The sequence below is a fragment of the Synechococcus sp. CCY9202 genome (genome assembly GCF_034931685.1).
Taxonomy (GTDB): domain Bacteria; phylum Cyanobacteriota; class Cyanobacteriia; order PCC-6307; family Cyanobiaceae; genus CBW1002.
Window position 1 is genome coordinate 40,822 of sequence record NZ_JAYGID010000019.1, and the last position, 21,683, is coordinate 62,504.

At 66.1% G+C, this 21,683-nt stretch carries 23 protein-coding genes and 1 pseudogene; 11 read left to right on the top strand and 13 right to left on the bottom strand.

The window, feature by feature from the left end; translation table 11 throughout:
* Positions 1 to 178: 178 nt before the first annotated feature.
* The 9 genes from VB777_RS02165 to sufR form a co-directional block, all read right to left on the bottom strand.
* On the bottom strand, positions 179 to 1,456 hold the full coding sequence (locus VB777_RS02165) for an FAD-dependent monooxygenase (protein WP_323246787.1): 1,278 nt from the start codon (positions 1,454 to 1,456) through the stop codon (positions 179 to 181).
* A gap of 28 nt (positions 1,457 to 1,484) precedes the next feature.
* Positions 1,485 to 1,745: a hypothetical protein gene (locus VB777_RS02170; RefSeq protein WP_322758286.1), complete on the bottom strand. Its 261-nt coding sequence runs from the start codon at positions 1,743 to 1,745 to the stop codon at positions 1,485 to 1,487.
* Positions 1,745 to 3,130, bottom strand: a complete 1,386-nt coding sequence (locus VB777_RS02175; protein ID WP_323246790.1) for a phospholipase D-like domain-containing protein — start codon at positions 3,128 to 3,130, stop codon at positions 1,745 to 1,747. The genes VB777_RS02170 and VB777_RS02175 overlap by 1 nt, the downstream gene beginning before the upstream one ends.
* Before the next feature lie 128 nt (positions 3,131 to 3,258).
* Positions 3,259 to 3,456: a hypothetical protein gene (locus tag VB777_RS02180; RefSeq protein ID WP_323246792.1), complete on the bottom strand. Its 198-nt coding sequence runs from the start codon at positions 3,454 to 3,456 to the stop codon at positions 3,259 to 3,261.
* Between the two features lie 20 nt (positions 3,457 to 3,476).
* Positions 3,477 to 4,544, bottom strand: a complete 1,068-nt coding sequence (locus VB777_RS02185; RefSeq protein WP_323246794.1) for a DUF4912 domain-containing protein — start codon at positions 4,542 to 4,544, stop codon at positions 3,477 to 3,479.
* A gap of 167 nt (positions 4,545 to 4,711) precedes the next feature.
* Positions 4,712 to 5,473, bottom strand: coding sequence for a phycobilisome rod-core linker polypeptide (locus tag VB777_RS02190; protein WP_323246796.1), 762 nt, complete (start codon positions 5,471 to 5,473; stop codon positions 4,712 to 4,714).
* A gap of 130 nt (positions 5,474 to 5,603) precedes the next feature.
* Positions 5,604 to 6,203, bottom strand: a complete 600-nt coding sequence (locus VB777_RS02195; protein ID WP_197159071.1) for a phycobiliprotein lyase — start codon at positions 6,201 to 6,203, stop codon at positions 5,604 to 5,606.
* 37 nt (positions 6,204 to 6,240) lie between these two features.
* The gene (locus VB777_RS02200; RefSeq protein ID WP_231598203.1) at positions 6,241 to 6,666 is read right to left on the bottom strand and encodes a hypothetical protein; all 426 of its coding nucleotides are present in this window, start codon (positions 6,664 to 6,666) and stop codon (positions 6,241 to 6,243) included.
* Positions 6,667 to 6,669: 3 nt separating this feature from the next.
* Positions 6,670 to 7,350 carry an iron-sulfur cluster biosynthesis transcriptional regulator SufR gene (gene sufR, locus VB777_RS02205; RefSeq protein ID WP_322758289.1) on the bottom strand — a complete coding sequence of 227 codons (681 nt, stop codon included), beginning with the start codon at positions 7,348 to 7,350 and terminating at the stop codon, positions 6,670 to 6,672.
* Between the two features lie 192 nt (positions 7,351 to 7,542).
* Here sufR and VB777_RS02210 point away from each other — a divergent pair, with 192 nt between their 5' ends.
* The 5 genes from VB777_RS02210 to VB777_RS02230 all read left to right on the top strand — a co-directional run bounded on the left by VB777_RS02210 (position 7,543) and on the right by VB777_RS02230 (position 12,896).
* Positions 7,543 to 7,896 carry a ferredoxin-thioredoxin reductase catalytic domain-containing protein gene (locus VB777_RS02210; RefSeq protein ID WP_323246827.1) on the top strand — a complete coding sequence of 118 codons (354 nt, stop codon included), beginning with the start codon at positions 7,543 to 7,545 and terminating at the stop codon, positions 7,894 to 7,896.
* A gap of 33 nt (positions 7,897 to 7,929) precedes the next feature.
* Positions 7,930 to 9,372 carry a Fe-S cluster assembly protein SufB gene (sufB, locus tag VB777_RS02215; protein WP_323246799.1) on the top strand — a complete coding sequence of 481 codons (1,443 nt, stop codon included), beginning with the start codon at positions 7,930 to 7,932 and terminating at the stop codon, positions 9,370 to 9,372.
* Positions 9,373 to 9,443: 71 nt separating this feature from the next.
* Positions 9,444 to 10,262: a Fe-S cluster assembly ATPase SufC gene (sufC, locus tag VB777_RS02220; RefSeq protein WP_323246801.1), complete on the top strand. Its 819-nt coding sequence runs from the start codon at positions 9,444 to 9,446 to the stop codon at positions 10,260 to 10,262.
* 20 nt (positions 10,263 to 10,282) lie between these two features.
* Positions 10,283 to 11,524: a Fe-S cluster assembly protein SufD gene (sufD, locus tag VB777_RS02225; RefSeq protein ID WP_323246803.1), complete on the top strand. Its 1,242-nt coding sequence runs from the start codon at positions 10,283 to 10,285 to the stop codon at positions 11,522 to 11,524.
* 4 nt (positions 11,525 to 11,528) lie between these two features.
* Positions 11,529 to 12,896, top strand: coding sequence for a SufS family cysteine desulfurase (locus VB777_RS02230; protein ID WP_323246805.1), 1,368 nt, complete (start codon positions 11,529 to 11,531; stop codon positions 12,894 to 12,896).
* Between the two features lie 10 nt (positions 12,897 to 12,906).
* Here the strand turns inward: VB777_RS02230 and VB777_RS02235 are convergent, their stop codons facing one another.
* Complete coding sequence (locus tag VB777_RS02235) at positions 12,907 to 13,626, bottom strand: class I SAM-dependent methyltransferase (protein WP_323246807.1); 720 nt, start codon at positions 13,624 to 13,626, stop codon at positions 12,907 to 12,909.
* Positions 13,627 to 13,769: 143 nt separating this feature from the next.
* Between VB777_RS02235 and VB777_RS02240 the strand changes: the two genes are divergently transcribed.
* Together VB777_RS02240 and VB777_RS02245 are read left to right on the top strand one after the other, a co-directional pair.
* Positions 13,770 to 13,961 carry a hypothetical protein gene (locus VB777_RS02240; protein WP_323246809.1) on the top strand — a complete coding sequence of 64 codons (192 nt, stop codon included), beginning with the start codon at positions 13,770 to 13,772 and terminating at the stop codon, positions 13,959 to 13,961.
* 176 nt (positions 13,962 to 14,137) lie between these two features.
* The gene (locus tag VB777_RS02245; RefSeq protein WP_323246811.1) at positions 14,138 to 14,374 is read left to right on the top strand and encodes a Nif11-like leader peptide family natural product precursor; all 237 of its coding nucleotides are present in this window, start codon (positions 14,138 to 14,140) and stop codon (positions 14,372 to 14,374) included.
* A 55-nt stretch (positions 14,375 to 14,429) separates the two neighbouring features.
* Here VB777_RS02245 and VB777_RS02250 read toward each other — a convergent pair whose 3' ends face one another.
* The gene (locus tag VB777_RS02250) at positions 14,430 to 15,152 is read right to left on the bottom strand and encodes an iron-containing redox enzyme family protein (protein WP_323246813.1); all 723 of its coding nucleotides are present in this window, start codon (positions 15,150 to 15,152) and stop codon (positions 14,430 to 14,432) included.
* 267 nt (positions 15,153 to 15,419) lie between these two features.
* On the opposite strand from VB777_RS02250, the pseudogene VB777_RS02255 reads away from it, so the two are divergent.
* Positions 15,420 to 15,881, top strand: a pseudogene (locus VB777_RS02255) (response regulator transcription factor); the annotation flags it as partial.
* Between the two features lie 172 nt (positions 15,882 to 16,053).
* On the opposite strand, the gene VB777_RS02260 reads toward VB777_RS02255, so the two are convergent.
* On the bottom strand, positions 16,054 to 16,824 hold the full coding sequence (locus VB777_RS02260) for an STAS/SEC14 domain-containing protein (protein ID WP_322758296.1): 771 nt from the start codon (positions 16,822 to 16,824) through the stop codon (positions 16,054 to 16,056).
* 127 nt (positions 16,825 to 16,951) lie between these two features.
* Between VB777_RS02260 and mtnA the strand changes: the two genes are divergently transcribed.
* A complete protein-coding gene (gene mtnA, locus VB777_RS02265; protein ID WP_323246817.1) occupies positions 16,952 to 18,043 on the top strand; it encodes an S-methyl-5-thioribose-1-phosphate isomerase in 1,092 nt (363 codons plus the stop codon).
* Here mtnA and VB777_RS02270 read toward each other — a convergent pair.
* Positions 18,034 to 20,376 (bottom strand): response regulator, encoded by a 2,343-nt coding sequence (locus VB777_RS02270; protein WP_323246819.1) that lies wholly within the window; start codon positions 20,374 to 20,376, stop codon positions 18,034 to 18,036. The two genes, mtnA and VB777_RS02270, sit on opposite strands and share 10 nt — an antisense overlap.
* Before the next feature lie 211 nt (positions 20,377 to 20,587).
* On the opposite strand from VB777_RS02270, the gene VB777_RS02275 reads away from it, so the two are divergent.
* Together VB777_RS02275 and VB777_RS02280 are read left to right on the top strand one after the other, a co-directional pair.
* Positions 20,588 to 20,815 carry a hypothetical protein gene (locus VB777_RS02275; protein WP_323246821.1) on the top strand — a complete coding sequence of 76 codons (228 nt, stop codon included), beginning with the start codon at positions 20,588 to 20,590 and terminating at the stop codon, positions 20,813 to 20,815.
* Positions 20,816 to 20,913: 98 nt separating this feature from the next.
* Positions 20,914 to 21,683 (top strand): class II aldolase/adducin family protein (locus VB777_RS02280; RefSeq protein WP_323246823.1); only part of this gene is annotated, 770 nt, incomplete at its 3' end.

Consider the following 21,683-nt stretch of genomic DNA (forward strand, 5'->3'; position numbering starts at 1 on the left):
CCAATCCCTGATCGCTGGATCGCAGACTGCCCAGGCTGTGGTGCTCTGGTGCGGGTGGTTGCTTCCCAGGGCAGATCCAGCTGCGGCTCCACTGGCCTGGCACGGGAAGGGCCAGAGTTGGGGGCAGGGCTGTCAGCCATCACTCCGCTCGGACAGGCTGTTGCATCATGACGGGCCCTCACGATTCCAGCAGGCGCGGGCTCTCCAGCAGGTTCAGGGTGGTCACTCCCTGCCGCAGTGGTCGTTGCTGGTCGATCCAGTGATGGCGCAGAGCCGGAGCCAGCCACGGAGCCCCCGCCAGCAGCAACGCCCTCAGCCAGGGCTGGCCCTGCAGCAGCATCCCCCGTTCGGCCTCCTGGCGTTGCAGGGTCTGCAGGGTCCGGATCTCCGGCAGACGTTCGGCTGCGATCGCGGCCAGGGCGGCATCAAGCTGGGAAGCCGCTGGCTGGGCACCCTCCGCCAGAAGCGGAATCAGATGGTTCGCGGCAGCCAGAGCATCGCGCAAGGCCATGTTGATCCCCTGAGCCCGCACCGGACTCATCGGATGGGCGGCATCGCCCAGCATCAGCAGGCCAGGCCGATGCCAGCGGGGAGCCAGGCCCACGCGGACGGCCAGGGGCACCGGTGCCGTCGCGTGCACACTGCCGTTGCGCATCCAGGCCCTCAGCTCCGGCGGGCTCTGGCGGGCCCAGCACTCCGGCCAGGGGCTCTCCGCTGGCGTTGGCGTCGTCTGAACCGGGCCTGTCGCCACGGCGCGACGGGGACGAACCCAGGCCAGTTGCGCCACGCCGGTGGCCCCGTTGAACAGGCTGAAGATCCCGGCGGGGCCTACCACGGTGGTGAACCAGTCTCCCTGGGGCAGTGGCGGAGCGGCAGAGGTCGTGGAGGCCGCTGGCAGCCGGAACCAGAGCAGATCGAGGGGGCTGCTCTGCTCCTGCAGCTCCAGGCCGGCCAGGCGTCGCAGCAATGAGCTGCGCCCATCGCAGGCCAGGACCAGATCGGCCCGCAGCTCCTGGCCGTCCGCCAGCCGGATCCCCGAGATACGGCCGTTCTGCTCCACCAGCCCAGTGGCAGCGGTGCCTCGCAGAACCTGACAGCCTGGATAGCCCGCCGCCCGCTCCAACAGGCGCTCCAGCAGGGCCGGTTGGCTCACCAGGGTGCAGGCAGGGCCAGGGGCCAGGGGTTCCGCGGCCCGAAACAACTCCCGGCCGTCCAGCACGAAACGCCAGCCGGCCAGGGGCCGCTGGGGCAGTCCGTCCAGCAGGTCGGCACCGCCGATCTGTTCAAGGGCGGCCAGACCGCTGGGCATCAGGGCTTCGCCGCGGAAGACCCGATCCAGATTCCGGCTGGTTTCGATCAGGGTGAGCGGGATGCCCTGCTGGCTCAGCAGAAGGGCGAGGGCGGCACCGGTGGGCCCGCCCCCCACGATCAGAACCCGCGCCGGCTCGCGTCTCACCCCGTCGATGGCTGGGGACGGGGGCGGTTCAGGTGAAGGAGTTGTAATTGAGACCGTCGTGGGGTTTGTGCGTGGTGCCGCCGCTAAGACCGGTCTTTCGCGCCAGCAGATAGTCGACCAACTCCTGCTGCAGGGCCAGCAGTTCCTTGGTACACCCGCGGAAGGCGGCTCTATGGCGGATCTCATCATGCCGGGTGTGGAGATCCCGCAGCATCAGATTGATCGCATCAATGGTGGCTGACGGGTTGGGATCAGTGGCGCTTCTGTTGGAGGTCGCTGGCTGCTCCACTACGGCTCCGGCTCTTCGCGGTCTTCTGGGATCGTAGTCGCGTGCCCTTGACCGCACGTGCGCCGCAGCCGCTCGATACGTCGCTCCAGCCCGGCCGTGATTCCCAGCTCGGCGCCGCTCCAGAGGCGATCGATCTCCTGGGTGAAGTGGCGGGCCAGGACAGGCGAGTCGATCACCAGCAGGGTTTCGTCGTTCTGGTGGGCGGCGGATGGACTCCAGTTGAAGCTGCCGCTGATCACCCGTTTCCCATCGATCACGGCGATCTTGTGGTGCAGTTTGTCGCCCCCGGCCAGCTGGGGGATGCCTACGCCTGCCAGCGGTTCCGTCCACTGACGATTGCCAGCCTCGATCTTGCAGCGCCGATCCGGCAGGGCCACCCCCAGCAGATCGAGCACCTCGCTGAAGGAGCGATTGGCGAAGCCGGGGTCGGCCAGCACCCGCATGGCCACACCGTTCTGATGCTGCTGCGCCAGCACGTTCGTGAGGTTCTGGGCCGAAAACACGAACAGGGCCAGATCGATGCGCCGCTGGGCCTGGGCGAGAAGCTGGCCCAGCCAGATCAGGCCGTTGTCGGGATCGCTGCGGCGATGGGGCGCAAACAGCACCTGCACCGGTGTGCCCTGCACGATCACCCGCTGTGGGGCACCGCCCCCCTTGCCGATCCCGAATCGGCTGTCGGCCTGGCCGCCGGGGCCGTCCCCCCACAGACGTTCGAATTCCGCCAGGAACACGGCCGCCAGCTCCCTGCTCTCGAAGCGCAGCAGATGGTTGACGTTGCCGCGGGTGCGTCGATCGTCCGGGTCGCCGTGGATGCCGGATGGGGTGAAGTTGGCCGAGCCGGTCATCACCACCCGGCCATCGACCACCAGGAATTTGTGGTGCATCAGGCCGCTGCCGGCGCTGCCGTCGGCGGTGTCGTCCAGCATCGGGACTCCGGCACGCTGCAGGATCAGCAGGGCATCGCCCCAGCCCAGCGCCTTCAGCTGGGCCTGTCGATGGCGCAGATGGGGGACCAGATCGACAGGATGCTGCTCGCTCCAGGGGGTGCTGTAGGTGTTTTCAAGCACCAGCCTGACCCTCACGCCCCTCTGGTGTTTGCGGGCCAGGGCCGCGGCCACCTTCGGCAGGGACAGCTCCTGCACGGCCACAGCGATCTCGCTGCGGGCCTCCTCAATGGCGCTCAGCAGCATCGCTTCGAGGTCGTCGCCCTGTCGCCAGCGGCCGTCGATCGGGCTGCGGTAGTGGCCGGCGGCGCGGTGGTTGAAGCCCACATCGATGCCAGCTGGCAGGGGCAGGCGGGGCGGAGGCTGGCCCTGCAGGCGGGCGGTGGAGCTGCAGCTTGCCAGCAGCAGGCCCAGGCCCCCAACCAACAGAAGGGACCTCACCTGATGGCCGGCGCACCTGGGTTGAGGGTGGACGGAGGGCGGTGGGACCAGGTGGGCCATACAGGGAAGACGCTGGCTTCAGCGTTCCCCGGGTCGGTCAACAGCAGGGTTGCTGTGCTGCTTGGGACTCAGTGCCCGGGCATTTCGGAGGTGCGCAGCATCAGAGCGAACCAGAGGCAGCCAATGGCCACAGCGGCTCCAACCGCTGCCTGAAGGCTCACGTGCACGATCAGCAGGGGAATCAGCAAGGCGAAGCTGACCGCACCCAGCACGGGCGTGATGGCCACGAAAATGCGCAGGCCGCGGCGGGGGGAAGAGGAGGTCATCGGGGAGGACACGGCTGGTGTCAGAACCACTCGGGGGCGGCCTGGCTGGACGGATTGCTGTTGTCTTCCGGGGTCAACCGGCGGAAGTCGAGGGTGATGTTGCGTTTCTGCTCCCCATCTGCGGCCACGGCCTCGATCGGATAGACCTGCTGGCCGTCGCGGAAGGGCACCTGCACCCGGAAGGTGCCATCGGCGGAGAGGGGTACTTCCTCGCCGCCGATGGTGAGGCGGGCGGCTGGATCGGTGGCGCCATAGACGATCAGCTCAGCGTCTGCGACCAGCCAGAACGAACGCTGCCGGGGGGCTACCCCGCCTGCGCCGGAGGACTGGCGTCCGCTGGCCCAGATGCCCGCGCCTGAGGCGTGCTGTCCCTGGTGTTCGCTGCCGCTCTCCTGGAGCTCATGGAAGGCTTCGGAGCCACGGCCCAGTTTGCGCCAACGAGCTGTAGCCGTCTGATAAAGCCTCTCGTGCAGGCCGGAATCGCTGCTCTCCACGGGTGTCGGCAGCGAAGTGGGAGCTGCTTCGAGGGTGAAGGGAACGAACTGATCGAGGATCTGCTCACTCGGATGCAAGGCGGGAACCCGGGCCACCGAGGAGAAGGCCAGAGAGATCCATCCGCCGGAGCTGCCTTTGCGGTACCCGAGCTCCACCCGGTAATCACGATCACTGAGCGGCACCGGTAGGTACCACTCGGTGGCATGGCTGTCGACCACCACTTCCTGCAGGGTGTGGGGATGGGCTGAGCCTCCAGCCAGGCCGGTCACATCCGCGACCCGCAGACAGAGCTGGCTGGCACCGGCCTGAAGGGCGTGAGCCAGGTCGGCTTCCGAGATCTCCCAGAACACGTAGGCCCATTGGGGATCACGCGGCAGGAAGACCACGCGGGTCTCTGCATCCGGCTGTGGAGCCGGTTTCATCTCGGCTTCAATCGCCTGCAAGGACAGGCTGCCCTCTTCATGGCGCGAGCTGATCGCGTTGAGCAGCTCCTCCTTGGATTTACGGCTGTAGAGGCTGACCCCCAGATCGCTGGCCACCTGACGGAGCTGTCTCAGGGTCAGTCGCGCCAAAGTGGTCAGAGACTGGCTCACAGCATCCGGGTACGTTTGAGAAACAGTTTGAAGCACTTTCTCCGCGATTTGCCGGACTGGCCCTGAGGGGTCAGGATCCACTGACCAGGGGCAGGACCAACAAAAAAGCGGTGCCGAAGCACCGCCTTCTGATCCGGATGACCCAGTGGCGCTGAAGCTGTGAAACCTCAGCGACCGATGCTGCGATAGGGGACCTTGGAGAGATAATCCATGCCGGTGTTGCCGGCGGCGGCGCCACGGGTGCGCATGGCAGGCAGCGTCCGCACCCAGGGGAGGTAATCCTCGGGGAAACCGCCACGGCGTTGGCGGGCACGCTCGGGGTAGGCCTTGGCGGTACCGGTGTAGACGATCTGGGGGAAGCCCAGAATGCCGCGGTGGTAGGCCTCGTAGCGGGGTGAGGTGATGTTGAAGGGGGTTTCGCCGACGCTGCGCGAACCAACCACGCGGTTGCGGTGGTAAGGAACCGTGTCGTAGCCGAAGTTGTCCAGGTATTCCTGGCTGTCGAGGATGTCATCCACCATCCCCCGGACCCCACGGGTCATCAGCACGGCCGACCAGGCGATTTCCTCGGATTTGCCGTAGGTCTGGCGACCCAGCAGCTTTTCCACCAGGTGGCGAGCCACGCGGTAGTTGCTGTTGAGGTTGTAAAAGCTGCGGGTGAAGGTGTCCGACAGGCACAGGGAGCGGATGAAATCACGCACCGTGATCTGGCCATCGCGCAACTGGCTCTCAAGGGTGCGGTCGCGGTCCACCTTGAAAGCGTGGAAGAAGATCTGCCGATAGGCGGCCTCAATCACGAAGTTCTGGTCTTCGCGATCCATGGCCTTGTCCATGGACACGGCCTTGGGATCCTCGTCTGAACCCACCCGGAGGGCATCCACGCGGGAGTTCTGCGTCGTGGGTGCGTACTTCAGGAGAGGAAGGGCCACTCGTGCTCAGGCATCCGTCTCGGGGATCGTAGAAGTGCGGCCCCGTCACGACTCATCGCCCCCTGGCAGGGCTCACAGTCCGTAACGTTCGACACCGGGTTCACCAGCCCAGACTTCACCAGCCCAGACTTCACCAGCCCAGTGGAGAGAGCAGGCGTCCGTCCTCCGGCGCTTCAGCTGGGGTGGGCCCGGCGGTCGCCTCAAGCACCCGGGTCTCCACGCAGAAGGACGCGGTGTTGGAGAGTCCCTCGACGGTGCTGGTGCGCAGCCGCACATCGGGCCCCGCGAAGCTGAACCGCTCCAGGCTGCTCATGGTTTCGTAGTCCGTGCTGAGCAGCAGTCCGTCGCGATCGTCCATCTGGAAATGCCCGGCCACCGGGGCCGTTTCGGCATAGCCACGATCGCGCAGCAGCAGGCCGGTCCTGCCCTTCTCGTCGGTCGGAATCAGCCCGAAGACACTCTCGCCTTCATGGGCTTCCCCGGCCTTGTCCCAGGCCATCGACCCGCTCCAGCGCACCCGACAGCCGCCCGCCAGCCCGTTCGGATCCTGGCCGTGCAGGGTCGCCACCGCCACCAGCAGGGGGTCAGTGGCGGAGAGTTCCACCACCTCGATGTAGGAGCCGCCCGCTTCGGCGCGGCGATGGAGCAGGTGGTGGCTGCTGCGCTGTGACCGCCAGCGGCCGCAGCTGAGGCGGAAGAAGCTGATGGCGTCGCTGATCGATCCGCTCACGGGACCTCGGGTTGCTGCAGCGATGATGGCAAGGCGCTCAGCCCGCAGGCGGTCGCGCATCTGTCTGCGGCGGGTCAGTCTGCGGCGCATCTGTCGACAGGCGAGCCGTGGCCTGCTCGCAGCTCCAGCGGATCAGATCCTCCAGGGTCAGCGCCAGCGGCGTGCAGGCTCTCTGGCGGGCCAGGTCCTCCAATTGCTGCCCCAGTTGCCCCAACTGGTCCAGGAACGCTTCGGCGAAGTCAGCATCGGCGGCAAGCAGCGGCTGACTCCAGACCCAGAGCTGCACCTGTTCGGGTCTCGGCAGGGGGCCGTGCTGCGCGCCGGCAATGGACTGGAACGTCCGCAGGCCGTGGGCCAGCAGGCGGAGGTGATGGCGGTCGAGCGCCGGCAGCAGGGTGGTTTCGATCGCCTCGAGCTCCTCGATCAGGAGCGGGCCGCGGGGCGCGGGATCCGTTGGGCTCACGGCTCAGGGATTGGCTGAGGCGGCCGCCACATCGCTCGGATCAGGCCTGGGGGTGAGGCGGAAGCCACAGGAATGACCCTCCGCCAGGCGCCAGTGCACCCGCTCGACGCTGCAATCGGGAAAGGTGTGACGGATCATCTGCAACTCCTGATCACAGACGCAGGGGAACTGTTCGGCGATCCGCATCACCGAACAGTGGTATTCGCTGAAGACCCAGCTGTCGTCGTCCGCCACGCACTCGGCCACGTAGCCCTCACGCCGCCTCAGTTCCACCAGGCGATCCAGGCGCTGCGGCAGGCTGCCAACACCGATCTGGAGCTGGTAATCGCCGGCCTTGTCGATCGCCTGGCGGTTGAGCAGATCTTTGATGGTATCGGGCGGCAGGCTGCTGGCCATCGAGCTCAGCAGGCTGAGGGTGAACTGCTCACTGCCGTTCGGGAACTGGTTATGGCCGCTGGCGGTGAGGCTCCAGTGATTGCAGGGACGGCCAGGGCCATCCTGCGAGGGACTGGAAACGACCAGGCCTTCCTCCTCCAGGCTGCGCAGATGGCGGCGCATCACCTGAACGGAGACCGCCAGCTTCTGGGCCAGGGTCGCGGCAGTGGCATGTCCATGGCGCAGCAACAGCGTGAGCGCCGCCTCGCGGGTGCTGGCCTGGTTGGATACCGGGGCTGGGGCGGTCATGGCTCGCCACTGACCGTCACACCATGCCACGCACGACAGGTGGATGGGGGGCGCGCCGCGGCAGTCGTGGGGTCACAATGAACCTTCACCCCAAGGCTCGGACCCCTGCCCTAGGCTCGGGCAGATACGAAACCAGATGGTTTCGTATCTGAGTGATCCGTCCTGGGCTGGGTGCCCTCTACCTCCTGCTTCATGTCCGACGCCGCTGCCGCCCCCTCCGCTGAGAGCCTTGAGGTGATCCGCAAGTTCGCGGAAACCTATGCCCAGCGCACGGGGACCTATTTCTGCAGCGATCCGGGGGTGACGGCCGTGGTGCTGGAGGGTCTGGCCCGCCACAAGGATGATCTGGGCGGTGCGCTCTGCCCTTGCCGTCACTACGAGGACAAGCAGGCGGAGGTCTCCCAGGCTTTCTGGAACTGCCCCTGCGTGCCGATGCGCGAGCGCAAGGAGTGCCACTGCATGCTGTTCCTCACCGAGGACAACCCCTTCCGCGGCGACAGCCAGACGATCAGCATCGAAGAGATTCGCAGTCATACCGCCGGCTGATCACTACTGAACTCCCGTCCGCCGCATCCATCCATGAGCAGCACCGCCACCGTTGGGGATCTGGTTTCGCAGCCGTATAAGTACGGCTTCGTCACCGATATCGAGACCGACAAGATCCCCAAGGGGCTCAGTGAAGATGTGGTGCGCCTGATTTCGGCCAAAAAACAGGAGCCAGACTTCCTGCTGCAGTTTCGTCTGCGCGCCTACCGGCAGTGGCTGGAGATGGCTTCTCCCGACTGGGCAGCACTGGGTTTCTCGCCGATCGACTACCAGGACATCATCTATTACGCGGCACCACGGCAGCAGGAGAAAAAGGCCAGCCTGGATGAGGTGGATCCCAAGCTTCTCGAAACCTTCGACAAGCTTGGCATCCCCTTGAGCGAGCAGAAACGGCTTTCGAATGTGGCCGTCGATGCGGTGTTCGACAGTGTCTCGATCGCCACCACCTACCGCGAGAAGCTGGCCGAGCATGGTGTGATCTTCTGCTCGATCAGCGAGGCGGTCAAGGAATTCCCCGAACTGATCGAGCAGTACCTCGGCACGGTGGTGCCCAGCAACGACAACTACTTCGCGGCCCTGAACTCAGCGGTGTTCAGCGATGGCTCGTTCGTGTTCATCCCCAAGGGGGTGGAGTGCCCAATGGAGCTCTCCACCTATTTCCGCATCAATTCCGGCGACACCGGCCAGTTCGAGCGCACCTTGATCGTGGCGGAAGAGGGGGCTTCGGTGAGCTACCTCGAGGGCTGCACGGCGCCGATGTTTGACACCAATCAGCTGCACGCCGCGGTTGTGGAGCTGGTCACTTTGGAGGATGCTGCGATCAAGTATTCCACCGTGCAGAACTGGTATGCCGGTGATGAGAATGGCAAAGGTGGGATCTATAACTTCGTCACCAAGCGCGGCCAGTGCCGTGGTGCGCGCAGCAAGATCAGCTGGACCCAGGTGGAAACAGGCTCAGCGATCACCTGGAAATACCCCAGTTGTGTGCTTCAGGGTGCTGATTCAGTGGGCGAGTTTTATTCCGTCGCCCTGACCAACAACTGTCAGCAGGCCGACACTGGCACCAAGATGATTCATGTTGGGCCCCGCACCCGCTCCACGATTGTCAGCAAGGGCATCAGTGCCGGGCACTCCTCCAACAGCTATCGCGGTCTTGTGCAGGTGGGTCCCAAGGCTGTGGGGGCCAAGAACTATAGCCAGTGCGATTCGATGCTGATCGGCGATCAGGCCGCCGCCAACACCTACCCCTACATCCGATCGCAGCAACCTGATGCCGCGATCGAGCATGAAGCCAGCACCTGCCGCATCTCGGAAGACCAGCTCTTCTATCTCCAGAGCCGTGGGATCGGTTTTGAAGAGGCGGTGTCGATGATGGTGAGCGGCTTCTGTCGTGATGTGTTCAACCAGCTGCCGATGGAGTTCGCGGCGGAAGCCGACAAGCTCCTCGCCCTGAAACTCGAAGGATCGGTGGGTTGATCTCCTTCAGCTGCTGTCATCCCTAGATAACATTTTCTCCTTTCTGTCTTCCCTCTGCCTTCCCTGTTGCTGTGATCCGTTCCGACGCCCCCATTCTGCTTGAGATCTGTGATCTCCATGCCTGCGTCGAGCACAAGGCGATCCTCAAGGGCGTGAACCTCACCATTCGTGCCGGCGAGATCCATGCGGTGATGGGTCGCAACGGCAGTGGTAAGAGCACCCTGTCCAAGGTGCTGGCCGGCCATCCCGCCTATCAGGTCACCGCGGGCACGGTGCGTTACAGGGGCGAGAATCTGCTGGATCTGCCTCCGGAGCAGCGGGCCAGAATCGGTCTGTTTCTTGGGTTTCAGTACCCGATTGAGATTCCCGGGGTGAGCAACCTCGAGTTCCTGCGGGTGGCGACCAATGCCCGCCGGCTGGAGATGGGCGACGAGGAGCTCGATACCTTTGCCTTTGAGGATGTCGTGCGCGACAAGCTGGCCGTGGTCCAGATGGATCCAGCCTTTCTGGAGCGTTCCGTGAATGAGGGCTTCAGCGGTGGCGAGAAGAAGCGCAACGAGATCCTGCAGATGGCCCTGCTCGATCCACTGGTGGCGATCCTCGATGAAACCGATTCCGGCCTCGACATCGACGCCCTGCGGATTGTGGCTGGTGGTGTGAACCATCTCGCCACGGCCGAGAACGCCACCCTGCTGATCACCCATTACCAGCGCTTGCTGGATGTGATCACTCCCGATTATGTGCACGTCATGGCCGCGGGCCGCATCCTTCGTACCGGTGGCAAGGAGCTTGCCCTTGAACTTGAGGAGAGGGGATACGACTGGGTCGATCAGGAGCTGGCGGTCCTTGAGGCCGCAGCCCAGGGGCGTACACCGGTGGAGGTGGGCTGATGGTGACGTTGCCTGTTTCCATGCCATCCACGGCCGTGCGCTCCTCCTCGACCCTCGAGGCCTGGACGGGTGATCTCATCGCCTCTCTGCCCTCTGCGACCGGTCCGCTGGCACCGTTGCAGGAGCAGGCCCGTGCGGCACTGTCGGAGCTTCCTGCCCCCCATCGCCGCCAGGAAAACTGGCGCTTCACCGATCCGGCCCTGTTGGCGGCCACCTCACCGCGATTGCTGCGGCCTGAGCAGGCTGCTGGCACGGCGTCGGCTCATCTGTGCCTCCGTTTGGATGGCAGCGCCGACCCTCTGGATGGGGTGGCGCTGCCCGCGGGGCTCGAACCGATCGCCGGGGCAGAACTGCATCAGCGCCTCGGCGCGGTGCTTGAGGCGACCGGTTGCGCCCACCACTGGCTGACCCAGCTCAACCAGGCGGCAGCCCAGCAGGTGCTGGCTCTCCGCGTTTCCGGGGTCGTGGCATCGCCACTGGAGCTGCTGCTTCCCGCTGGCGCCAGCGATGGGCTGCTGCCCCTGAGGGTGTTGCTGCTGCTGGAGGACGGGGCCGAACTGGAACTGCTGCAGGTGCATACCGCCAGTGGTGCCAGCGCCACCAGCCTGGTGCTGGAAGCCCATCTGGGTCGTGGCGCCCGTCTGCGTCATGGGCTGCTGGCTCAGGGACATGCCCAGGCGTCGCTGGTGGCTCAGTGCGCCTACGTGCAGGAGAGTGGCAGTGACCTCAGCGTCGTGAGCGGCTGTGCCGGTTGGGGCCTGCTGCGCCTCGAGCCGCGGGTGAACCAGCGCGATGGTGCGGCCCACACCAGCCTGCGGGGCCTGCAACGGGTGATCGATCGCCAGATCGCAGACACCCACAGCCAGGTGACCTTTTCAGGACCCGACGGCCAGCTTGAGCAGGTCCACAAAGCCGTGGCCGATGGCCAGGCCCGTAGCGTGTTCAACGGAGCCGTGCGGGTGCCTCGCCAGGCGCAGCGCACCAATGCCTCCCAGATCAGCCGCAATCTGCTGCTGTCCGATCGGGCGCGCATCGACACCAAGCCCGAGCTCGAGATCGTGGCGGACGACGTGCGCTGTGCCCATGGCGCCACCGTGAGTCGCCTGCAGCAGGACGAACTGTTCTATCTGCAGAGCCGTGGCATCGCGGCCGACCAGGCGGCCCGTCTGCTGCAACGGGCCTTCTGTGAGGAGGTGCTGCGGGAGCTGCCGGCCATCGCCGCCGCCTGGCGCCCGATCGATCGTCTGCTGGGGGAGGCCTGAGCTGATGACCCCAGCTGCTGATGCTCTGCTGACGCCCGACGCTGCCGTCTCGCCGGCGGCGCGTGACACCGCCCCATCCATCTCCACACCGCCGGAGCCTCAGGATTCCGCCGCGGCGCCACAGTCCTATGAAGACCTGGCCAGCCTCACCCGTCCTGATTTCCCGCTGCTCGCCCAGACGGCCTGCCTCGGCGAGCCCCTGATCTATCTCGATCATGCCGCCACCAGCCAGAAGCCCCGCCAGGTGCTGGAGGCTCTGCAGCACTACTACTCCCACGACAACGCCAATGTGCACCGGGGCGCCCATCAGCTGAGTGCGCGAGCCACCGAAGGTTTTGAAGGAGCCCGTGGCAAGGTGGCTGCCTTCGTGGGGGCGGCCAGTGCCCGCGAGATCGTCTACACCCGCAACGCCAGCGAGGCCATCAACCTGGTGGCGCGCTCCTGGGGTGAGGCCAACCTGCGCTCCGGCGATGAAGTGCTGCTCTCGGTGATGGAGCACCACAGCAACCTGGTTCCCTGGCAGCTCCTGGCGGCCCGCACCGGGTGCGTGCTCCGCCATGTGGGCCTCACCGAAACGGGCGAGCTGGACCTCGCCGACCTGCGCCGCCAGATCAACGAGCGCACCCGCCTGGTCAGCCTGGTTCAGGTCAGCAACACCCTCGGTTGCCTCAACCCGGTCGCGGAGGTCGCCCCCCTGGCCCACGCCGCCGGTGCGCTGCTGCTGGTGGATGCCTGCCAGAGCCTGCCCCACCTACCCGTGAATGTGGCCCAGCTGGGCTGCGATTTCCTGGTGGGCTCGTCCCACAAGCTCTGCGGCCCCACCGGCATGGGCTTCCTCTGGGCGCGCGAGGAGTTGCTCGAGGCCATACCTCCCTTTCTGGGGGGCGGCGAAATGATTCAGGACGTCTACCTCGACCACAGCACCTGGGCGGAGCTGCCCCATAAGTTTGAAGCCGGCACCCCCGCCATCGGTGAGGCGATCGGCATGGGTGCCGCTCTGGATTACCTCCAGGGCCTGGGGCTGGAGCGCATCCACGCCTGGGAGCAGCGGCTCACCCGCCAGTTGTTCCAGCGCCTGCAGGCGATCGAAGGGGTGCGGATCCTCGGACCCACCCCGGAGCAGCAGCCTGATCGGGGGGCGCTGGCCGCCTTCACCGTCGATGGCCTGCATGCCAATGACATCGCGGCCCTGCTTGATTCTGCCGGCATCTGCATCCGCAGCGGCCATCACTGCACCCAGCCGCTGCATCGCCTGTATGGCATTCCCGGTTCAGCCCGGGCCAGCCTCAGTTTCACCACCACTCCCGAGGAGATCGACCGCTTCGCCGATGAGTTGAGCGGCACGATCGGTTTTCTGCGGGAGCACAGCTGAGCCCCAGGCTTCAGATCGGCTCCAGCTGGGCCAGTCCTTCAGCCCGCTGTGGGCCGTTCCAGAGCCAGGTCCAGCGCCAGCCTGCTGCTTCGGCCTGTCGCACGATCACGGCACGATCGGCTGGGTGGTCCAGCTGATCGATGTGGTCGATCACCTGGGTGCGGGCCTCGGCGGGCAACACCGACCATTGGCTGTGGATCCGGTGTCTGTAACGCCCCAGGTAGTCCTGACGGGATTCGCCTGGATCGCGGAAGACATCAGCCCAGAGAAAGAGTCCGCCGGGGGCGAGGCGCTGGCGGGCCTGGCGCAGAAACTCCGCTTTTTCGCTGTCTGAGAGATGGTGGAGCGCAAAGGCCGTGTGGATCAGATCCACGGGTTCGTCGTTGCTGGCTGCCCAGACACGCAGATCGGCCGCCTGCCAGCGGCTGGGATAGGGAACGGCTCCCAGGGCCTGGCGGGCCAGGGGTAAGACCTGGGCGGTGAGATCGATCCCCTCGTAGCCCCCCAGGGGGAGTTGCCGCCAGACAGGCGCGAGTGCGCTCAGATCGCCGCAGCCCAGATCCACGGCAAGGGGCGGCCGGGTGCCGGGGGCACGTGCCTCAAGCCAGGAGCGCAGGGCCAGTGCGGTCGCTGCGGTGAGGTCAGCGTGTCCCATCAGATCGTGCTGCACCACGGCCCGGTAGGTGCTCCAGTTCTGTTCGAACAGGTCCATCGGCACAGCAGAGTGCATGGTCACAGTCTTGTCGACAGGGCCCCGACCGCACCCTGCCTGGCCAGCCGCGTCCCCAAGCTTCGGAGATTGTCCCCTGTTGGGGGCATCGCAGCCTGGCCTGCTTGCCGAAACTGGAGCCAACGAGAGCCAGGAAGCCCGCCATGGCAGAACCCACCATGACGATCAACACCAGCAGCTGTCTGGGGCGCACCTGTCTGAAGTGGGAAGCCGATGGCGACCTCACCGCCCTGGATCTGAACCTGGTGCTGGAACGTCTGGCTCAGGTGGATGCTGATGTGGCGGCCCTGCTCCAGGGCTCTCTGGATCGCGAAGCATGGCCATCGATGATCTGATCACCGGGTCTCTAGTCGACGAAGTCTCTGGCGGCAAGTTGCTGAGACTCTTCGGCCAGAGGGCGGGCCGGGCCAACGGGGTTGTGCGCTGGTAACGAACTACCCGCTGCCCCGCGCTGCGATGGGCATCTTGAATCAGCACTCCTAGGCTGGTATCACTCTGAGATGGAGGCCCCATGGCCACCTGCGATCGATCGACCCCGGCTCCGGCGGTTCCCGCGGCGGATGCCCTGCACCACCTGAAGGATCTGCTGCAACACGACCCAGCCTTCGCTAACGACCTGCGCTCCACCGACTCCACCGAGGCGGCAGCACGCCTGGCAGCCGAGCACGGCGTTGAAGTGACCCCGGCAGCCCTCTGGCGCAACCGCGGCACCCTTGTGGGCAGTGGCGTGCCCACCTGGCGCGGCTGAAGCCGCGGCCTGGATCTGGCCCCTCGGTTGCAGTCCGAGGGGCCATGGAGTCGGGCTACACAGGCCCGCCACCACCCCGAAGAACACGCTCGTACAGCCAGTCCCAGAACGAATTCCGCAGGGCGAGGGCCATGTGCATGCCCTTGGACAGGTCGGCCTGGCCGCCTGGGGTCATGGCAAACTCGATGGCGATGGCGTTGATCCTGGCCTGGCGCTGATCGTGGATCGCTGTACGCAGCGGGAAGAACACAGTGTCACGGGGCTCAAGCGTGCCCAATCGGCCGATTGCATCCAGGAAGGGCTGGTAGATCGCCGGCACGATGCTTTCGCTACCCAGACCCAGGGCGCCCAGGGCTTCGGCTGGAGACCCGCTGCTCAACAGGCTGAGCAGAAGATCTCTCCAAGCGACCACATAAACGTGATCGATGCTGGGATCAGTGCCAATCATCCCCAGAGCCTGCCGGAAACGCTGGAATAGTTCGGGGTGCGGGACCCCCACGATCCAGTCGGCTTCAATGCCGCAGCGGTGCAATCCCGCGAGCTCCTCAGGCTCATAGTGGCCCGATTCCTGAAGGAGGTTGGCCAGCAGGGGATTGCGGTGGTCCGGGTTCTCCAGTCGTGAAATCAGCGCCGTCAGATAACGGGGGAAGTGGGCCGAGTAGCCGTAGTAATGCCGGGCAAAATCACCCAGAGCAAATCTCAGGTCAGGCAGCGTTCCCGCCGAGAGGGCTGTGAGGTAAGGATGCCTTGTCGCCCGGTGCATCAGGGCCTGGCTCACCAGATCGTCGACATACTGAGCTGCAATGTGTTGATCCTGAGAATCTTCAGGATCAACATGGGGAGAGGAATTGAGTTCGTTGCTTGGGCTGTTCTCCACTTGCCTGTCGTTTTGTCTGTCGTTCCGGATCGCGTTGCCACCACCGGTTTTCTGTAGGGCGCGGGCCTCGTCAGGACCCAGCAGCCCCGGCTCCTGGCTGGCTGAACGATGACGGCACTGGTTGTGCAGTCGCCTCCTCCATCAGTCCCCTGTGACCGCCAGTTCATCACCGATTATCTGGAAAGTGGCAATGGTTTCGATCTGGTGCGTCAGGCCCGCCAGCTTCATCCGAAACTTCATGCCGTGATCCTGGCGCTGGGGGATGCTATTCCTGCCGAGTGCATCGAAGCACCATGGCTGGAAGCCGTGGTCGCCGAGGCGGATTTCGTGGATGATCAGCAACCGCTTCAGGCCGCCGTGATGGCGGTGCTGGGCGGGCACTCCTACCGCAGCCCCTCCCTGCGGACGGGCATTCTTCCCTACCTGAGCTGTCCCAGACTCACGCCGCGTGAGTATGAAGTTCTCGACCTGCTCGCCAGTGGCCTCAGCGATCGGGAGATCGCCAAGCGACTGGTGGTGAGTGATGAAACCGCCCGCACCTACACCAAGCGCTTGCTGCAGACCCTCAACGTGCACAACCGGCTCCAGGCGGTGCTCAAGGGAATGCGCTGCGGCATGGTTCAGGTGTGATCGGTGGGATGGGTTGGGTCAGAGGATGAGGGGAGACATGATGGAGTGACAGGGCTGCAAGTGCATTTTTTGGTGCCATGGTCAGCCCACGAAGACCCTCTACCCCCAGCCCAACGCCACCGCGATCTCAGGATCGTGAAGAAGCGAGCGTTTCTGCGCCGGCTGGCCGGGATCAGGCGTCGTGCAGCTGCCTGATCCCGGCCTCGCGCACTGACTCCCCATTGCCCTGGAGCCACAGTTCCGCCTGGGCGCTGTGGGCCACGTCAAAAAAGCGTGTCTCCGCCGACGTGAAGCGCGACAGCAGCTTCTGCACCAGTTTCTGCCAGTTCTGCTGGCCCACCACGGCCACCCGGCGCGGGGCGCTGCGATGCTCCCGGATCAGCGACAGATGCTCACCGAGGGCGGCCAGGCCCGACCAGCCGTCGAAGTCGCGCAGATCGAGCAGCAGTTTCACCGGCGTCACCCGGCTGAACAGGGCGGCGATGTCTGCGTCGATGTGGTCGTAGGCACTGGGCTCCAGCCTGCCGATCAGGCGCACTTGAATCACACCGTTGTGTTCATCGAGATGGATGCTGCCGAGCGACTCGCCCAGCCAGATCCGGGCCTCCTGCTCCTGCTCCGTCGGGAAGTTGCGGATCGGGCAGGGCATCAGGGCGCCGATGGCCCGGATGGTGGTGCGCAGCCAGGGCACATCGCTCACCACCGCGATCCGCTCGAAGCCGCGCCAGTGGCGCAGGCCGAGCAGGGTGTCGTCCCAGGCGGCGGCGAGGTCATAGCCCTCGAAGGCCGGCCCGAAGCGCAGCAGGGTCTTGATGCGGTCGTGCTCTTCGATGGCCCGCTCCATGGCGGGGACGAGCACCGTGTCGTAGTCGTGGCCACTGATCTGGCCGCTGAAGGCGAAACCCAGGGTGCCCTCCGGCAGACCTTCGATCGTCTCGATCATCGTGATCCCCCGCTGCGCCCGTCCTGTTCGCAAGCTAGGCAGAGCTGCTGAGGTTGCCCATTGTCGTTCGCGCCGGCCGCGATGATCGGGGCCTCAACCCATCGCCGCTTCCTCGGCGCCCACTCCCATGAACATCGACGGCAAGGCCTGGCGCACCGTCTGGCTGGAGCCGGGTGGTCGCTCGATCGGTGTGATCGATCAGACGCGGCTGCCCCACCAGTTCGAGACCCGCTCGCTCTCCACCGTCGAGCAGGCCGCCGAGGCCATCGCCACGATGGTGGTGCGTGGCGCGCCGCTGATCGGTGTGACGGGCGCCTATGGCCTGATGCTGGCCCTGCAGGCAGATCCGAGCGATGGGGCGCTGGCGGTGGCGTTCGAGCAGCTCAACGCCACCCGTCCGACGGCCATCAACCTGCGCTGGGCCCTGGAGCGGGTGCGGGATCGTGTGGCTCCACTGCCGGAGACCGAGCGGGCCGCGGTCGCCAGGGAGGAGGCCGCGGCGATCGCGGAAGAGGATGTGGCCATGTGCGAGGCGATCGGAGCCCACGGGCTGAAGATCCTGCAGGGGCTGGCGCTGGCCCGGCCGGCTGAGCGGCAGGGCCAGCCTCTGAATGTGCTCACCCACTGCAACGCCGGCTGGCTGGCCACGGTCGACTGGGGCACGGCCCTGGCGCCGATCTACAAGGCCCACCGGGCTGGCCTGGCCGTGCATGTGTGGGTGGATGAGACCCGCCCGCGCAACCAGGGCGCCAGCCTCACCGCCTTCGAGCTCGGCAAGGAGGGCGTGCCCCACACCGTGATCGTCGACAACGCCGGTGGACACCTGATGCAGCACGGCCAGGTGGATGTCGTGATCGTGGGCACCGACCGCACCACGCGCCGCGGCGACGTGTGCAACAAGATCGGCACCTATCTCAAGGCCCTCGCCGCCCACGACAACGGCGTCCCCTTCTATGTGGCCCTGCCGGCCTCCACGATCGACTGGACCCTGGCCGATGGCGTGGCGGAGATCCCGATCGAGGCGCGCTCGGCCGCTGAAGTGACGTCCATCCAGGGCCGCGTCGCTGCAGAAGCGGTCACGGTGCAGCTCACCCCCGATGGCAGCGCCGGTTTCAATCCCGCTTTCGATGTGACGCCGGCCCGGCTGGTGACGGGCCTGATCACCGAGCGCGGTGTGGCTCCCGCCAGCGAAGCAGGTTTGCGGACCCTCTATGCCTGATCGATCCGGGCCTGATCGAGTCCTGGATGCAGAACCGCATAGGCATGGTGGATGGCGGCGACCAGAGCGTCCGTTTCAATCGGTTTACTGAGAAAGTCGTTGATGCCGTCAGTGAGGGCGGCGCGGCAGGTGCTGGGGGCGACATCGGCCGTGACCGCCAGGATCCAGGGATGAATCGGATCGCCACTGCTGGAGCGGATCCGCCGTGTTGCCTCCAGGCCATCGAGCCGCGGCATGTGCAGATCCATCAGGATCAGATCCGGCTGCTCGGTGGCCTGCATGGTCACCGCTTCTTCCCCGTCGACGGCGAAGCTGGGGGTGTAGCCAAGGCGGCGCAGCACCAGTTCGCAGACCCGCCGGTTGACGGCATTGTCGTCCGCCACCAGCACCCGCAGGGGGTGGCTCTCCGCCATCGTGCCCCGAACCGGCTGGTCAGGAGACGGGCCGCTCGCCACGGCGGCGCCGTCGCCGTCTGTTGGGGGTGGTTCCAGCGATCGCATCAGAATCTGCCCCAGGGCGACCGGTTTGACCGGCTTGCTCAGCACGGCCTGGACGTTGCTCCCATCCACCTCCTCCCCCACCCAGCGGATCACGATCACGGGCCGAGGCTGCCGGTCCGATCGCTCCCTCAGCGTCGTCACCAGGGTGCTGATTCCCTCTCCGGGCAGGGCTGTGTCCAGCACCACAGCCTCGATCGTCTGTTTCTCCAGCTGGCCCAGGACCTCGCCTGCCGTTGAGGCTGCGTGGGGCACCATCCCGAGGAGGCGGCAGTGGCTTTCCAGCAGGCGCTGATTGGTGGGGTTGGCCATCGCGATCAGAACGCCGCGCTTCTCCAAGAGCCTTGCCTGGGGGAGAGGATCACTGAGCGGGATGGCCTGGGTTCGGAACGTCAGAGAAAAGACACTGCCTTCTCCCTCGGTGCTCGTCACGCTGATGTCTCCACCGAGGGCGCGGGCCAGTCTCCGGCAGATCACCAGGCCAAGGCCGGTACCGCCATGAATGCGCGTGGTGGAGGCGTCGGCCTGGGAAAAGGCCTGAAACAGGCGGGCGATGCGATCGGCAGGAATCCCGACACCGGTGTCGCGCACGGTGATCTCGAGTTTGCAATGGTCCTCAGGCAGGGATCCATGGCTGGTCACCTCCACCACGATCTCTCCCCGCTCTGTGAATTTGGTGGCATTGCCCACCAGGTTCATCAGGATCTGGCGCAGGCGGGTGGGGTCGGTGAGGATGACGCTGGGTACTTCCGGGGCCAGCAACAGCACAAGTTCGATCCGCTTTTCCCGTACCTGGGGGGCATAGAGATCGAGCACGTCTTCGATCAGGGGGCGCAGAGCACAGGGCTGCTCCTCAAGCTCGAGCCGGCCGGCCTCGATCTTGGAGAAATCGAGGATGTCGTTGAGCACACTGAGCAGGGTCTTGCCGCTGCTTTTCACCGTGTCGAGGCACTCCCGCTGGTGATCGGTGAGCTCGCTGGCCAGGACCAGATCGGTCATGCCCAGCACGCCGTTGAGGGGCGTGCGGATTTCGTGGCTGAGGGTGGCGATGAAGTCGGTCTTGGCCTGGTTGGCCAGGTCGGCAGCGGCAGCGGCGGCCTCCGCCAGCTGGCGTGCCTCGGTCTGTTCCAGCAGGGCCTGGGCTCGGGCCTTCAAGGATCGATAGGCATCGAAGCCCGCCAGAAAGGCCAGGCCGCCGCTGCCGACAAGAGCGAGGATCAGGGTGATCCGCAGCGGCAGCACCTTTTCCTCGATCTGAGTCGTGGACAGATCGAGGCCAACCAGGCCGATCACCTGGCCGCTTGCATTGCGGAACGGTGCGTAGCTGCTCAGGAAGGTGCCCCACCTGTCGGTGTAGGGGGTCTGGCTCACCTGAGTTGTTCCCTGCTGGAGCGCCCGCTTGGCCGCTGGGGGTGCGTCGGTGTACAGCTCGCCGAGCTTGGCGACGTCCGTGTTGTCGCCATGGTTTTTCACGTAGTACGAGGTGTCCACGCCGAAGCGCAGGCCCTCGGAGGAGGGCCGAAGGGTGTAGGCGTAGTAGATCTCCGGCACCTCCGAGCGCAGTTGGATCAGGGGCTGGCTCACCTGTTGGTAGAGCGGGCTGCCGAGCTGATCGGCCCGCTGCAGCTGGGCGATGGCCTTGGTGTCGATCTCGGCGGCGGCGATGCTGGCGAGGCTGCGCAGATGCTCCCGCAGCTGGTTCTGCATCGTGCGGGTGGCGACCCGATAGGTGACCGTGAGGGCCGCGGCGGCCACCGAGAAGATCGTGATGCCTGTGAGTAGCGCTTCCCGGCGGATGCGCCGTTCTGACGGCACCGGAGGCGTGGGAAGGGGCACGGGGAGCCGATCGTGGCCGAATCCAAGCCTGCCACGCAAGATCGTGCGGTGCAGCACCGCGAGCAGCCTGATGTCCGGGAGGCCCTGGGCTGCCTAGCCTGAGGCCGTGCCGGAGAAATGGGCTGCCGTGGCTTTTGCCGACCCACGTGACTCTCGCGCTGTTCACCTGTCTGTCGAGGCCTCCAGCGTCAGAGTCGCTTCCACTGGGGCGGTGACTGCCGCCGCTGTGTTTCTCTTCCTGGCGGGTGGCCTGCCGAGTCGGGCGCAGGTGGTGTCGCCTGATGATCAGGGTGCCTGCCCGGAGGGCTTCCTGGCCATTGGAGAGGCCTGCGTCAATCCCACTTCTCCCCCAGGCTGGACCTATCCAAAGCCGGCGGATCTGGACTGCCTGCCCGAGTGGATGGATATCCCAGCCAACGACGAATGCCTGCGGATCTGAGGATCGACCTGGCTCTGCGGCCTTTCCCACTCCGACTGGGTGATGGGATCTCCGATCCGTAGCCTCGGTCCGTCCCCTGTGCCCCCAGGCCGCCGCCCATGCCCGTGCTCAACCGCTGGTCGGATGCCGATGCGGCCGCGGCGGTCGCCCGCTATGGCGCCGGGGGCGTCAGCGAAGACCTGGCCCTGCGCACCTACTCGGCCCGCCTGCTGGGCGCCGATCCGGAGCTGGTGCTGCACGGTGGCGGCAACACCTCGGTGAAGACCCGCTGCACCGGCCTGCTGGGGGAGTCGATCCCGGTGCTGTGCGTCAAGGGATCCGGCTGGGATCTGGCCACGATCGAGCCACCGGGGCACCCGGCCGTGCGGCTGGAGCCGCTGCAGGCCCTGCGGGCCCTGAAGGCCCTCAGCGACGAAGACATGGTGGCCGCCCAGCGCCGCAACCTGATCGATCCGGCGGCCCCCAACCCCTCGGTGGAGGCGCTGCTGCATGCGTTTCTGCCCCACAAGTTCGTCGACCACACCCACGCCACCGCCCTGCTGGCCCTGGCGGATCAGCCGGATGCGGCGGCCCTCTGCCGGGAGCTGTACGGCTCCCGGGTGGCCCTGGTGCCCTACGTGATGCCCGGCTTCGATCTGGCCCTCGCCGCCGCCCGGGCCTATGAGGAGGCCGCGGCCGCCGCGGCTGAGCAGTCCATCGAGCTGGAGGGCATGGTGCTGCTCCAGCACGGCCTGTTCTCCTTCGGCGCCACGGCCCAGCAGAGCTACGGGCGGATGATTGCGCTGGTGCGCCAGGCCGAGGAGCGCATTCAGCGCGCGCGTGGCGCGGCAGGGCCGAGCCAGCCGGCTCCCGTGCCGGCGCCCGCCAC